Consider the following 14,481-nt stretch of genomic DNA (forward strand, 5'->3'; position numbering starts at 1 on the left):
CAATCATTCAGACAGCGCGGCGTTCAAGCAGGCGATCCGAACCACCTTCTGCAACGGTATTGCCCTGCAGACGATCCGAACCATCAGCGGCGACGGTGTTGCCTTGCAGACGATCCGAACCATCAGCGGCGACGGTGTTGCCTTGCAGACGATCCGAACCATCAGCGGCGACGGTATTGCCCTGCAGACGATCGGAGCCATCAGCTGCGACGGTGTTGCCTTGCAGACGATCGGAGCCATCAGCAGCGACAGCGTTCTGGTACAGACGATCCGAGCCGTCAGCGGCGATCATCGTGTGAACCGGGGTAGCGGCGAAAGCGTTTACTGCGAAAACCGAGAAAGCGATGCTGAGAAGAGTTTGGCGTTTCATGATGTTTGCTCCGGGGTGTTATTGGTTGGTATGGAGCCGATCTTACGCCGGGGATTTTTTATGAGAACTTCATTGCCGTGATGGTAAACATCGACGCCAATGATGGTTCATGTAGGAGCTGCCGCAGGTTCGGGCCGCGTTCGGACGATCTTTTGATCTTGCTTTAGAAAACCAAGATCAAAGGATCGCAGCCTGCGGCAGCTCCTACAGGGGGTATCACAATACTTTGACGGCGCGGCCGATCGCCTGGATCGGCCCGGTCGGTTTGCCGATCGGCGAACCGCCGGCGCCTTCCAGCGTCAACTCGAACAACTGGTTCGGTTGCAACGGCGGCAACTTGTCCAGCGGCACCGACAAGGCCTGCCCGGGTTTGACCAACCCCAACGACACCGGCCCTTGCCAACCATCGGCCTTGGTCCAGAACTCCAGCGCCTTGTCCGCCGGCACCTCGACCACCCCCAGCGGAATCAACTGAATTTCATGCGAATTGCTCGCCTGAATCACCCACCCCGGCGCCTTGTCCTGCGGCGCGACCAGCACCACCAGATAACTCGGTTTCGGCGTGGTCTGGGTCAACAGGATCGACCCCAGGATCAACGTCGCCGCCAGGCCCACCGCGCTCAATCCGCGCCACAGCGGTAACAGATTCCACCATGAAGTCGACGGCGCTGGCTGCGTCAGTCGGTTGATGCTGCGTTCGATGCGCGGCCACAGCTGCGCCGACGGCTGTTGTGGCGCGGCGAAATCCGTCAGCTCCAGCAGGCGTCGCTCCCATGCATCCACCGCCGCGCGCAACTCGGGCTCATTCGGCAAGCGTCGCTGCACCTCGATCCGCTGCTCGGCCGACAGCGTGCCGAGCACATACTCACCGGCCAGTTCATCACGTTCCTGCGCCGATTCCGTGGTCATCCCATGCACTCCCGCAAAGCGTTAAGGCTGCGCTTGATCCACGCCTTGACCGTGCCCAGCGGCGTGTCGAGACGCGTCGCAATCTGCGCGTGAGAATAACCATCGACGTAGGCGTGAAGGATGCAGCGTCGCCGTTGCGGATCAAGTTGTTCCAGGCAGCGGTTGATGCGCGCCGAATGCGCCTGGGCCTCAAAGTCATCAGCATCCACGGTCGTTTCATGCTCAGCGCCGAGCGACGTCTCGCGACCCTGATCACGCAGCAGGTTCAGCGCCAGATGCCGGGTCACGCTGAACATCCAGCCGCGTGCCGAACCGCGCGCCGGGTCAAACCCCGCCGCGCCGTTCCAGATCTTGATGAAGGCCTCATGGACGATGTCCTCTGCCAGCGCCGTATCGCGCACCAGCCGCTTGGCCACGCCGAGCAGACGCGGACCTTCCTGCACATACAAATCGCGCAGGGCCGAGCGCTCGCCGCGGGCACAGGCAGCGAGACGGGCTTCGTAATCAAACACGGGTTCGGCTAAAGGCATGTCGTGCAATCTAGCTCACATTCCCCAAACATCCAGACAACCCATTCTCTGTAGGAGTGAGCCTGCTCGCGATAGCGGTGTGTCAGTCAAGAAATATGCCGACTGACACTCCGCCATCGCGAGCAGGCTCACTCCTACAGGGGGTTAGGATAAGCCCGAGGGGTCAGTTCGCGGCCCAGAAAATGTAGTCGGCCTGGTACTTCACCACTTCCTGCTTGCCCTTGTTCGCCGCCGTGCATTCACTGCCTGGCGCCACGCCGCCCTTGAGCGCGACACGCTGGATGTAGCTGACGCCAGCCATCGCGCCTTTACCCTCGGCAGGATTAGCCTTGACCAACTGATAGGGCAGGTTGCCCGGACTCGACGGCGCCACGGCCAATTGCGTGCCAGTGACCTTCGACCCGTCCTTGGCCTGCCAGGTGGCCGGCGGGCCGAAGTAGGTGCCGACCTGCTGGCCGCTGCGATCATTGAGCACCGCTTTCGGGCCGACGAAGGTCCACTCGGTCTGGCCCGGGGCATTGGCCTTGTCGCGGCATTCGTAGGTGATCTCGCCGACGCCAGTGGTTTCCATCGCGATCTTGTGGCCATCCGGGACCTTGATCGCGTCGGGATAACTGCTTTGCGCAAAGGTCGTGGCGCTGGCGGCGAGCAAACCGCTGAGGCAGATCAGTTGGGTGATGTTCATCAGTATGTTTCTCCAAAATGGGTAAACCGCTGACAGCCGAAGCGGGCTGTTACAAGGACTACCCATGGCGGAGGCATTTGGATGCACCCGTGCCAAAAAATAAACCCATCCCCTGTAGGAGCTGCCGCAGGCTGCGATCTTTTGATCCTGTTTTTAAAACCAACATCAAAAGATCGCAGCCCGCGGCAGCTCCTACAGGGATTCGGCAATTTCCGCGATTTTGCGGGGGATCGCGAGGCCGGAGGCTTTCAGGAGTTCCTGGGTGTAGGGGTGTTGTGGTGCGGCGAAAATTTCCCGTGAAGAGCCTTGCTCCACAACCTTGCCATCCTTGATCACCATCAAGTCATGCGCCAGCGCATGCACCACCGCCAGATCATGGCTGATGAACAAATACGTCAGCCCATGCCTGATCTGCAATTGGCGCAACAACGCCACCACCTGCTTCTGCACCGTACGATCCAGCGCCGAAGTCGGTTCATCGAGCAGAATCAACGCCGGTTCCAGCACCAATGCGCGGGCGATGGAAATGCGCTGGCGCTGGCCACCGGAAAACTCGTGGGGGTAACGATGGCGGCTCTGCGGATCGAGGCCGACTTCCTCCAGCACGCGAATCACTGCGGCTTCCCGCTCGGCCTCGGTGCCGATGCCATGGGTCAGCAAGCCTTCGGCAATGATCTGCTGCACCGACATCCGTGGGCTGAGGCTGCCGAACGGGTCCTGAAACACCACCTGAATCTGCCGCCGTAACGGCCGCATCAGACGCTGGTTGAGCAGGCTCAGTTGCTTGTTGCCGAAACGGATATTGCCCTCGGACTCGACCAGTCGCAGGATCGCCTGACCCAGCGTCGATTTGCCTGAACCGGACTCGCCAACAATGCCCAAGGTCTTGCCCCGTTGCAGGGTGAAACTGACGCCGTCCACCGCTTTGATGTAATCCTGCTGGCGACTGAACAACGCCTTGGGCAGCGGAAACCACACCTTCAGATCATCGACTTCGAGCAGGTTGTGCTCGTACTCACTCGGCACCGGTGCACCGCTCGGTTCAGCCTCGATCAACAAGCGGCTGTAAGGATGCTGCGGCGCGCGAAACAGCGCTTCGCAATCCGCCTGCTCGACGATCTCGCCGTGGCGCATCACGCACACGCGCTGAGCGATGCGCCGTACCAGATTGAGGTCGTGACTGATCAGCAACAGCGACATGCCGAGGCGTTGCTGCAATTCGATCAATAACTCAAGAATCTTCTGCTGCACCGTCACGTCCAGCGCCGTGGTCGGCTCGTCAGCGATCAATAGCTCCGGCTCATTAGCCAGCGCCATCGCAATCATCACCCGCTGCCGCTGCCCACCCGAAAGCTGATGCGGATAGGCTTTCAAGCGCTGCAACGGCTGGCGAATGCCGACCAGTTCCAGCAGCTCCAACGTGCGTTCACGGGCAGCGCGGCCCTTGAGACCTTTGTGAATCTCCAGCACTTCGCTGACCTGCCTTTCCACCGTGTGCAACGGATTCAGCGAAGTCATCGGCTCCTGGAAAATCATCGCAATGCGGTTGCCGCGCAAGCCACGCATCTGCTGCTCACTGGCGTGCAATAAATCCACACCGTTGTAGCGGATCGTGCCGCTGCTGCTGACGTTCTTGCCCGGCAACAAGCGCAGAATCGAATGCGCCGTCACCGACTTGCCCGAGCCGGATTCACCGACCAGCGCCAGGCACTCGCCACGGCGGATATCCAGGTTCAAACCGTGCACCACTTCCTGCCCGGCGAAGGCGACGCGCAGGTCGCGAATTTCAATCAGGTTGTCGTTCATGTCAGCTCCGGGGATCAAGATCGTGGATCAAATGCATCACGGCAAGCCTCACCGATGAAGACCAACAACGACAAAATCAGCGCCAAGGCAAAAAACGCCGTCAGCCCCAGCCACGGCGCTTGCAGATTGCGCTTGGCCTGACCGATCAGTTCGCCCAGCGATGCGGTGCCTGCGGGCATGCCAAAGCCAAGAAAATCCAGCGCGGTCAGCGTGGCGATGGCGCCGGTCAGAATGAACGGCAGGTAGGTAAGGGTGGAGGTCATCGCGTTGGGCAGGATGTGCCGACACATCAGCTCGTTGTCGGTCAGGCCCAGTGCCCGCGCGGCTTTGACGTATTCCAGATTGCGCCCACGCAAAAACTCGGCGCGCACCACATCGACCAATGCCAGCCAGGAAAACAGCGCCATGATCCCCAGCAACCACCAGAAACTCGGCGAGACGAACCCGGACAAAATGATCAGCAGGTACAGCACCGGCAGCCCCGACCAGATCTCCAACACGCGCTGCCCGAGCAAATCGACCCAACCGCCGTAATAACCCTGCAACGCCCCGGCAACGATGCCGATCAGTGCACTGATGCCAGTGAGAATCAGCGCAAACAGAATCGAAATCCGCGTGCCGAAAATCACCCGCGCCAACACGTCGCGCGCCTGATCGTCGGTGCCCAGCCAGTTGCTTGAGGACGGCGGGCTTGGCGCCGGTTCGCTGAGGTCGTAATTGACCGTGTCGTAGCTGAACGGGATCGGCGGAAAGAGCATCCAGCCGCCCTGATCCTCGATCAGCTTGTGTACATAACTGCTGGCGTAATCCGGTTGAAACGGCAGCTCGCCGCCGAAATCGGTTTCCAGGTAATCGCTGAGGATCGGAAAGTAAAAGCCGTCGTGGTAACGGATCACCAGCGGCTTGTCGTTGGCGATCAATTCACCGCCCAGACAAATCAGACATAGACCGATAAACAGCCACAACGACCAGCGTCCACGCCGATTGGCCTTGAACTGCGCCACGCGGCGCTGGCCGAGAGGGGAAAGTGTGAACATCAGGCAGTCCTCGCCGAGAAGTCGATGCGCGGGTCGAGCAGGGTGTAGCAGAGGTCGCCGATCAGCTTGATCAACAGGCCGAACAGGGTGAACAGAAACAGCGCGCCGAACACCACCGGGTAGTCGCGCGACACCGCCGCTTCGTAACTCATGCGGCCGAGGCCGTCGAGGTTGAAGATGGTTTCGATCAGCAGGGAACCGGCGAAAAACACCTCGATCAGCGCCGACGGCACACCGGCCACCACCAGCAACATCGCATTGCGAAACACGTGGCCGTAAAGCACGCGGCGCTCGGTCAAACCCTTGGCCCGCGCGGTGATCACGTACTGGCGGCTGATCTCGTTGAGGAAGCTGTTCTTGGTCAGAATCGTCAGCGTGGCGAAACCACCAATCACCAGCGCCGTCACCGGCAGCACCAAGTGCCAGAAGTAATCGCCGAGCTTGCCCAGCGTGCTGAGGCTGTCGAAGTTATCCGAGACCAGCCCTTGCACCGGGAACCAATTGACGTAGCTGCCGCCGGCGAACACCACGATCAGCAGAATCGCGAACAGGAACGCCGGCATCGCATAGCCGATGATGATCGCCGTGCTGCTCCAGACATCAAACGCGCTGCCGTTCTTGATCGCTTTGCGAATGCCCAGCGGGATCGAAATCAGGTAAGTGATCAACGTCGCCCACAAGCCCAGCGACAACGATACCGGCAGCTTCTGCACGATCAGATCGGTGACCTTGGCGCCGCGAAAGAAACTGCTGCCCAGATCCAGCTGCGCGTAGTTTTTCAGCATCAGCCACAGGCGTTCGTGCATGGGTTTGTCGAAGCCGTAATGGTGTTTGATTTCCTCGATCAGCGCCGGGTCGAGACCACGGCTGCTGCGCCCGGCGCCGCCAATCGCGGCGACCTCGCCACCGCCGCCCATGCTGTGCCCGCCGAAGCCTTGCAAGCGGGCAATCGCCTGCTCGACCGGGCCACCCGGCGCGGCCTGCACGATCAGAAAATTCACCACCAGAATGCACAGTAGCGTGGGGATGATCAGCAGCAAACGTCGACTCAGATAACGCAACATGTCACTGGCCTCCCGCGAGTTGGCTGTGCATCTGCTGGCTGGTCAACGCCTTGTTCGACACCTCCCACCAGGTGTTGAGGCCTTCGTCGTAGGCCGGTTGCACGGGCGGCATGCCGAAGCGGTTTTGATACACCGTCGGCGTGCCTTTGGAGTAGTAGTTGGGAATCATGTAGTAACCCCATTGCAGCACCCGGTCGAGGGCGCGGGCGTAATGCACCATGGCTTCGCGGGTGTTGGCCTGCACCAGCCCGTCGATCAGTTGATCGACCGCCGGATTGGCCAGCACCATCGAGTTGGAACTGCCGATTTGCGTGGCACTTTGCGAGGCGTAGAGGCTGTACAACTCGCGGCCGGGAGAGACAATCGGATCGCCGCTACGGGGGAAACTGGTGACGATCATGTCGTAGTCACGGGCGTTGAGGCGGTTGACGTATTGCGCCGAATCGATACGGCGCAGATTGAGGGTGATGCCGATCTGCGCGAGGGTGCGTTTGAACGGCAGCAACATGCGGTCGAAACCGCCCTGACCGTCGAGGAAGGTGAACTCCAGCGGCTCGCCGGCCGCGTTGACCAGGCGATTGTGTTGCGGCGTCCAGCCGGCCTCGGCGAGCAGCTTCAGCGCTTGCAGTTGCTTGTCGCGGATATAGCCGCTGCCATCGGTTTTCGGCGCTTCATACACGGTCGTGAAGACCTCGTCGGGGATCTGCCCGCGCAGCGGTTCGAGGATTTTCAATTCCTCGGCATCAGGGAGAGCGGTGGCGGCCATTTCACTCTTCGGCCAGAAGCTGTTCTGGCGCACGTAGAAGCCGCGCATCATCTGCTTGTTGGTCCACTCGAAATCCCACAGCAGGCTGATCGCCTGACGTACGCGGCGATCCTGGAAGATCGGGTTTTGCAGGTTGAACACGAAGCCTTGGGCGGCGGTGGGTTTTTCCGGGGCCAGAATCGACTGCTGCAAACGGCCGTCGCGCAACGCCGGGCTGTCGTAACCGACCACGTAACCGGAGGAGGAAAACTCGCGGTTGTAGTCGAACGCGCCGGCCTGCAACAGCTGCCGGGCGACGTCGGTGTCGCCGTAGAAATTCACCGTGAGGGTGTCGAAGTTGTACATCCCGCGACTCACTGGCAGGTCTTTGCCCCACCAGTCCGGATCGCGTTGAAAACTGATGCTGCGGCCGGCGTCGACCTTGCTCACTCGGTACGGGCCGCTGCCCAGTGGTGGCTCAAAACCGCCGCCATTAGCGAAGTCGCGGGTTTGCCACCAGTGTTCGGGGACCACACGCATGGTCGCCAGGTCCAGCGCCAGGGTGCGGTTGAGGTTGTTCTTGAAGGTGAAGCGCACCTGTCGTGGGCCTTCGATCAGCACGTCCTGGACGTCGGCGTACTGCTGGCGATAACTCAGGCTGCCCTTGGTCATCAGCAGGTTGAAGGTGTAGCGCACGTCTTCGGCGGTGATCGGTGTACCGTCGGCGAAACGTGCTTTTGGATTGAGGGTGAAACGCACCCAGAGTCCATCGGGATCGCGTTCGATCTGCTGCGCGACCAGTGCGTAAACGGTGTAGGGCTCGTCAAGCGAACGGAACGCCAATGGCGAATACACCCAGTCGTTGACTTGCACCACGGAAATGCCCTGATCGGCGTATGGGCTGATGTAGTTGAACCCGCCGATTTCCATCGACGCACGACTGAGCGAACCGCCCTTGGGCGCGTGTGGATCGACGAAATCGAAATGCTGGAAGTTCGCCGGATACTTCGGCGCCTCGCCGTACACCGTCAGCGCATAACTGCCAGCGGCCAGCGCCGAGGGGCCGGTGCACAGCAAAGCACTGCCGAGCAGCAAAGCAGCCATGTTGCGCAAAAAACTCATGAAATCACTCCTCGAATCCTGAATACACACAGATCAAAACTGTAGGAGTGAGCCTGCTCGCGATGAGGCCAAGTCAGACCCTGCAAGGTTGACTGAAAAAACGCTATCGCGAGCAGGCTCACTCCTACAGGGGTTTGGTGCTCTCGGTTAGAAGTGGTACGTCATGCGCGCAAACAAGGTGCGGCCCAGTGGGTCGGTGTAGCGCGGGTCATAGCCGCTCTGGAAGTTGTAGGCCTGGTTGGAAAACGGCGGGTTGCGGTCGAACATGTTCTTCATCCCGGCATCGACATCCAGCACCTTGTTGAAGGTGTAACCGGCCGACAGATCCCACACTGAATACGACGCCACGCGCGCATGGGTATCGCGGTCGTAATCGTTGTAGCCGGTGGTGAAGCGGTTGGTCAGCGACGCCCGCGCCGCACCGAAGGTCCAGCTGCCGGTGAGGTTGTGTTTCCAGCGCGCGATCACGCCGTCACCCTGAAAGTCGCCGACCTTGTCGGTGAACGGGCCTTTGATGGTGCTCTGGAAGTCGTACTCGTCAACGTAAGTGCCTTGCAGCCCCAGGCCGAACTGGCCGTACGGCGTGTTCGGGAAGCGATAGTCGAGCGACACATCGATACCGTTGGTTTCGACGATGCCAAGGTTGGCGTTGCCGGTAACGATGTAATTGAGCGTGCCGTCGGCGTTGCGCACGAAGCGATCCGGGTAGGAGCCGGCCTGATCAAACACAGTGGATTCCGGGAATGGCTGGATCTGGTTGGAAATGTGAATCCACCAGAAATCGAGACCCACCGAGAGGTTGTTGATCGGCTGATAAACGAAGCCCAGGGTCACGTTGCGGGCCTTTTCCGGGGCCAGATCCTGGTTGCCGCCAATCTGGTTGAGGAACTGCTGACCGCAATCGCGGCCGCCGTTACCGCCGGGCTGCACCACGCCGCCGGTACACAGCACGGGGTCGTTGTAGTAGCCCTGGGTGAAGGTGATGCTGTTGGGCGAATACAGCTCGTACAGCGACGGCGCGCGGAAGCCTTCGCTGTACGCGCCGCGCACCACCAGCTCTTTCAGCGGCTGATAACGGAACGAGTATTTCGGGTTGGTGGTGCTGCCGAAGTCGCTGTATTTGTCGTGACGCACGGCGGCGGAGAGTTCGAGGCTGTCGAGCACTGGCACGTTGATTTCCGCGTAGGCGGCTTTCACGCTGCGGTCACCTTCGACACTGCCGTTGGGGTCGATGCCGAGGCTCTGGATGTCACCGGCGAACGACTCGAAGTCCTGATGGAATTTCTCTTTGCGGTACTCGCCGCCCAGCGCCAGACCGGACGGACCGGCACCGAACCAGTCACCGATTTCACGGCTGATGCGTCCATCAAAACCGGCCACACGGCCAACAGCGGTGGAATAGGCGCCGTGGTAAGCCGCTTGATCGATGTATTGCTGACCGGCGGCGGACTGCGGCCCGAACGGGTTGAGCAAACCGCTGGCCAGACCGTCGATCATCGCCTGATCGCTGACATAACCGCTGGTGACGCTGGAGACGATTTTGTTCTGGTTGTACGAGGCGCCGACGTTGTAATCCCAACCGCCGACCAGACCATCGAAGCTGAGCAAGAAGCGCTGGCTGGTGTTCTGATCTTTCGACTCACGCGGACCGGCAGCGGTTTCTCGCCAGTTCACATCGACCGGTTGGGTCGGGTCGAGGGTGAAGTCGGTCGGCCCCGGTGTGATGCCGTTGCCAGGGTAGTAGGGCGACGAGCCGTCGAGGCTCAGACCGGTCAGCGGTGCAGGGCCGATCGAGGTGGCGTTGTTGTTGCGCGACCAGAAGTATTCGAGATTGACGTTGTGATCGTCGGCCAGTTTGCCGGTGGTCTTGCCGAAGAACGAAGTCTTCTCGGTCTGCGGCACCAGGTCGATGTATTCGCGGGTACTGAAGCGGCACAGGCCGTCGCGCGCCACCAGGTTCGGCCCGTTGCAATTGCTGTTCGCCAGCGGGTTGGTGGCGTTGCCGTTCTGGCTATAGTTGCCGGGGAACGCGGTGCCGGAGGTCTGATCCAGACCTCGGCCGGGATCGTAGTCACGGGCGAAGGAGCGATCGTTGGCGTCGAGGTTCTGCTGCTTGTTGTAGTTGAACACGCCGAGGACGTTGAAGCGGTCCTCCTCCAGATCACCGTAGCCCCAACTGGCGCTCATGTCCTTGGTCGCACCGCCGCCACTGTGGGTCGGGGTTTCGCCGCCGAGGGTCAGTTGGCCGTCGGTCATGGATTTCTTGGTGATGAAGTTGATCACACCGCCGATAGCGTCGGTGCCGTACAGCGCCGAGGCGCCGTCACGCAGCACTTCGACGCGCTCGATGGCGGCAAACGGGATCATGTTCAGATCCACCGCGCCGCCGGCCGAGTTGGTGCCCGACAAGGCGTTGTTGGCCAGGCGGCGACCGTTGAGCAAGACCAGCGTCTTGTTCGCGCCGATGCCGCGCATGTCGGCGAACGAAGCGCCGCCGGTGGCTGCACCGACCGAGCCGGCGCTGTTGTTCAGCGACTGGCTGCCGGTAATGCGCTGGACCAGTTCGGCGGTGGTGGTCACGCCCTGTTTGCGCAGCTCGTCAGCCTTGAGAATGGTGATCGGCACTGCGGTTTCCGCATCGACCCGGCGAATCGCCGAACCCGTCACTTCGACCCGTTGCAGTTGCGTGGTCGGCGCAACCACGGCGGCTGCAGCGGGCACGGCGGCGTTGTCGTCCTCGGCCGCTTGCACGGTCCCGGCGCCCATCCCCATGGCCACCAGATATAACGGAACAAAACGGTGGCGAGAAATCGTGGCCACCAAAGGTTTGAGCGTGAAGCGTGGAGTGTTCATCAGCATGGTTATTTCCGACTTTTCAGACGTTATCGAATTGGCCTTGTGAGCCCCTCATTGCTCCGCTTTCGGTGATACCGCGTGCGGAAAACCACTTTCTTCAAGCAAGCCGATCCCCTCCGAAGACGCCTGGCGTTTTTCGGTCGGCTGGTTGCGACAGGATTCAGCGGGCGGTGGCGGGCGCGTCTTTCACTGCGCGCCCGGCACCGTACTCAGTGGGTGGTCATCACCGAAATCTTGGTAATGCCCGAGCGTTCGATCGACGCCATGGCCTTGGCTACCTGGCCGTAATTGACGGCGGAATCGGCCTGCAACTGCACGCGCACTTCGGCATCCTTGGCCTTGACCTCCTTGAGGCTGGCTTCCAAAGATTCCGGTGCCAGTTCGGTCTTGGCCAGATAGAACTTGCCGTCCTGATCGACGCTGACCACCACCGGGTCTTTCTTTTCGGCGGGAGCGACGGCGTCGGTTTTCGGCAGGTTGACTTTGATTGCGTTGGTCATCAGCGGCGCGGTGACGATGAACACCACCAGCAGCACGAGCATCACGTCGACCAGTGGCGTGACGTTCATTTCGCTGAGCACTTCATCGCTGTCCTGAGTCGAGAAAGACATCAGCTGGCCTCCCGCACGGCGGCTGTGGTTTTGCTGGCGATGGCCTGACGGCTGATGGAAAACGCACTGCGCGAGGCGAGGGCGTCGAAGTCGTGGGCGAAGTCGTCCATGTCCGCCGAAGCGAGCTTCAGACGACGCAGGAAGAAGTTGTAGATCAGCACCGCCGGCACCGCGACGGCGATACCCACGCCGGTGGCGATCAGCGCGTGACCGATCGGCCCGGCGACCGCTTCAAGGCTGGCCGAACCGGTTTCGCCGATGCTTTTCAGCGCTTCCATGATGCCCCACACGGTGCCGAACAAACCAATGAACGGCGCGGTGCTGCCGATACTGGCGAGGATCGCCTGGCCGTTTTCCAGCGAGCGGCGTTCCTTCTGGATCTGCTGGCGCAGGTTGCGTTCCAGGCGATCCGAGCGGTTGATGGTGTGCGCCAGTTGTTGCGTGGTGCGCGGCGAGTCTTCTACCAATAGCGCTTCGAAACCACTGCTGGCGATGCGCGCCAGTGCGCCCGGATACTGGCTGGCGTGTTCGGCGGCGGTGAGCAGATCCGGCGCGCCCCAGAAGGCTTTGCTGAACTGTTTGTTCTGCGCTTTCTGGCGCAGGTACTGCGCCGACTTGACCAGCAGGATCGCCCAGCTGACCACGGAAAACAGCACCAGACCCCAGAGCACGCCGGGGACAATCATCGAAGACAAATCGTTCATGGTGATACCTCGCTTGCGTTATTCGGTTGTGCGTTGATTGAGCGTTCGGTTATTGCGGCAATTTGAAATCAATGGTCTGGGTGGCGAAGCCGTCGATCGGCGTGTCACCGCGTTTGGCCGGAATAAATTTCCAGTTCTTCACCGCAGCGACCGCCGCGTCATCCAGTTGCGGCTTGCCGCTGGACTTGGTCACCGTCACCGAGCCAGCGCGACCGTTGGCCAACACCTGAATGCGCAGCACCACGCTGCCTTCCCAATTACGCCGCAGCGCCAGTGACGGGTATTCCGGCGGCGGGTTGCCGAGGCTGGCGAGTCCGGAAACGGCTGCCGACTCCTTGACCGGACCGGGCGCGGCGGCAGGTGCCGGCGGCGCGCTCGGGGTGGCCGGTGCAGCGGGTGCAGCCGGTTGTGCCGGCGCGGGTGGGGCTTTCGGTGGCTCGACCTTTTTTACCGGTTTTGGCTTCTCGACCGGTTTCGGTTTTTCGATTGGTTTGGGCTTCTCCACCGGTTTCGGCGGTGGCTTGACCGCGTCCTCGTCTTCCACCGGTTGTTCAGGTTCCGGCGGGGGAGGTGGCGGCGGTGGCGGCTCGGGCGTGGGCGGTGCCGGTGGCGTCGGGCTGGTCAGCTCGACGGTCATTTCCGGGATCTGTGGCGGTGTCGGCAGCGGCTCGGTTCGCGATTGCTGGAGAAACCACCAGGCACCGCCATGTATCAGCGCCGACACAGCGACCAACAAGACCATTTGCTGTTTGTTCAAACCACCGGGTTGCGAGGTATTGGCTTTAAACGCCGGCCTGCCCGGTGGCGGCGGAACCGGCGCTTGCCGCAACGGCCCCGGCAGGGTTCTGTGCTTTACCGCATCGTTCATTAAAGCTCCCTCGGGTTGATGAAGGGCAATAAGGTGCCGTCCGAATATCCAGGGGATATTCGAGTGAGTGGGTGCAACTTTCTTCAAGGTGTGCAGAAGCCGATAGTTGAACTATCCGGTTAACAAGGCTTGTGCAAACTTACTGGCTTGGCGCCATTGACTTCGTCGGTTCATTACCCATTCCCTGGTGTTGTTCTATATGTAGGAGCTGCCGAAGGCTGCGATCTTTTGATCCTGTTCTTTAAAGATCAATATCAAGATCAAAAGATCGCAGCCTGCGGCAGCTCCTACAGGGGTGTTCGGTTTGTGTTTTGCAACCGTTGTGCCAAATGTTGCTGGAATGTAGGTGAGTTATTTCATTGATGTTACCCATGTCGCATTTATATAAGTTTTGTTGGCTGCCTTGTTGAACTTCGGCGCATACAGCCCCGTCGCCCCGTACGCCGGGGGTTTTTGATGGGCGAGTCTGGCCGTGCGCTCTATCTCGCGGATTGGCGAGGCAGAGCGGCTGTTCTCGTGTCGGTCGGGGCACTTGCTGGTGCGCGGCGGACTGATTTGGTGCGGGTCAATGTTTTAGCGGGTCACGGGGTGTGTTCCTTGTTCTTGTTTAAATGAAATCAATACTTCGATCGTTGCTTAGTTACAGTCGCTGGTGCGTTTTTGGTGCAAATAAAAAGCAGCTAATATTGTCTGACAATTCAGCTGAGGGCCGATTAATACATGGCTTGCGCAATGATAATCAGCGTTGTATTTAAAAAATAAATAATACGCTGTGCTCGGCGAATAACTCATCGCCAAACACAGTGGTGGTCAGTTGGGTTCAGGTAATACAGTAAACGCGCAGGTGGCCGGTGCTGTTCAGGTGAACTCGGCTGTTGGCGTAAAGAGAAGCGAAGGCAGTGATGCGGCAGAACGATTGAAGATTCACGCGGTGAACTCCTTGTTGCCAGCTCGGACACACGAACTTTTGGTTCGGTATCGCACCTTACAAGAACGCGGATAGCGTTCGATGATTGCTCTTGGTGCGGGATGGGCACCGCCAGCGCTGTTTTGCGAGGATTGAATTCGCAAGTCGCGAGTGCATGGGAAATTCGTGCCAAAACCGATACACACGCAGAATTTTTCTACACCGGGCCTGCCACCATCTACCCTTGGCAAAGGCTTAATTCGGGGG

The 14,481-nt window shown here is 60.3% G+C and carries 12 protein-coding genes; all 12 read right to left on the bottom strand.

Translation table 11 applies throughout. The features are described 5' to 3' along the window. Positions 1–7: 7 nt before the first annotated feature. The 12 genes from ACZZ0B_RS07130 to ACZZ0B_RS07185 all read right to left on the bottom strand — a co-directional run bounded on the left by ACZZ0B_RS07130 (position 8) and on the right by ACZZ0B_RS07185 (position 13,307). Positions 8–370, bottom strand: coding sequence for a hypothetical protein (locus ACZZ0B_RS07130; protein ID WP_008087491.1), 363 nt, complete (start codon positions 368–370; stop codon positions 8–10). Between the two features lie 216 nt (positions 371–586). After that, a complete protein-coding gene (locus ACZZ0B_RS07135) occupies positions 587–1,279 on the bottom strand; it encodes an anti-sigma factor (RefSeq protein ID WP_463544713.1) in 693 nt (230 codons plus the stop codon). Next, the gene (locus ACZZ0B_RS07140; protein ID WP_463544714.1) at positions 1,276–1,809 is read right to left on the bottom strand and encodes a sigma-70 family RNA polymerase sigma factor; all 534 of its coding nucleotides are present in this window, start codon (positions 1,807–1,809) and stop codon (positions 1,276–1,278) included. Before ACZZ0B_RS07140 ends, ACZZ0B_RS07135 begins: the two co-directional genes overlap by 4 nt. Before the next feature lie 163 nt (positions 1,810–1,972). Next, complete coding sequence (locus ACZZ0B_RS07145) at positions 1,973–2,494, bottom strand: DUF3455 domain-containing protein (protein WP_440095341.1); 522 nt, start codon at positions 2,492–2,494, stop codon at positions 1,973–1,975. A gap of 192 nt (positions 2,495–2,686) precedes the next feature. Next, positions 2,687–4,300, bottom strand: coding sequence for an ABC transporter ATP-binding protein (locus ACZZ0B_RS07150; RefSeq protein WP_463544715.1), 1,614 nt, complete (start codon positions 4,298–4,300; stop codon positions 2,687–2,689). 14 nt (positions 4,301–4,314) lie between these two features. Further along, positions 4,315–5,337 carry an ABC transporter permease gene (locus ACZZ0B_RS07155; protein WP_008084946.1) on the bottom strand — a complete coding sequence of 341 codons (1,023 nt, stop codon included), beginning with the start codon at positions 5,335–5,337 and terminating at the stop codon, positions 4,315–4,317. Then, positions 5,337–6,401, bottom strand: coding sequence for a microcin C ABC transporter permease YejB (locus tag ACZZ0B_RS07160; RefSeq protein WP_463544716.1), 1,065 nt, complete (start codon positions 6,399–6,401; stop codon positions 5,337–5,339). Before ACZZ0B_RS07160 ends, ACZZ0B_RS07155 begins: the two co-directional genes overlap by 1 nt. A 1-nt stretch (position 6,402) precedes the next feature. Next, the gene (locus ACZZ0B_RS07165) at positions 6,403–8,268 is read right to left on the bottom strand and encodes an extracellular solute-binding protein (protein ID WP_463544717.1); all 1,866 of its coding nucleotides are present in this window, start codon (positions 8,266–8,268) and stop codon (positions 6,403–6,405) included. 147 nt (positions 8,269–8,415) lie between these two features. Then, positions 8,416–11,127 (bottom strand): TonB-dependent receptor, encoded by a 2,712-nt coding sequence (locus tag ACZZ0B_RS07170; RefSeq protein ID WP_463544718.1) that lies wholly within the window; start codon positions 11,125–11,127, stop codon positions 8,416–8,418. Between the two features lie 206 nt (positions 11,128–11,333). Next, a complete protein-coding gene (locus tag ACZZ0B_RS07175; protein WP_007918272.1) occupies positions 11,334–11,735 on the bottom strand; it encodes an ExbD/TolR family protein in 402 nt (133 codons plus the stop codon). Then, positions 11,735–12,421 carry a MotA/TolQ/ExbB proton channel family protein gene (locus ACZZ0B_RS07180; RefSeq protein ID WP_371857721.1) on the bottom strand — a complete coding sequence of 229 codons (687 nt, stop codon included), beginning with the start codon at positions 12,419–12,421 and terminating at the stop codon, positions 11,735–11,737. The genes ACZZ0B_RS07175 and ACZZ0B_RS07180 overlap by 1 nt, the downstream gene beginning before the upstream one ends. Positions 12,422–12,488: 67 nt before the next feature. Continuing rightward, positions 12,489–13,307 (bottom strand): energy transducer TonB, encoded by an 819-nt coding sequence (locus ACZZ0B_RS07185; RefSeq protein WP_463544719.1) that lies wholly within the window; start codon positions 13,305–13,307, stop codon positions 12,489–12,491. Positions 13,308–14,481: the final 1,174 nt, after the last annotated feature.

This window comes from Pseudomonas sp. AC247 (assembly GCF_979258015.1).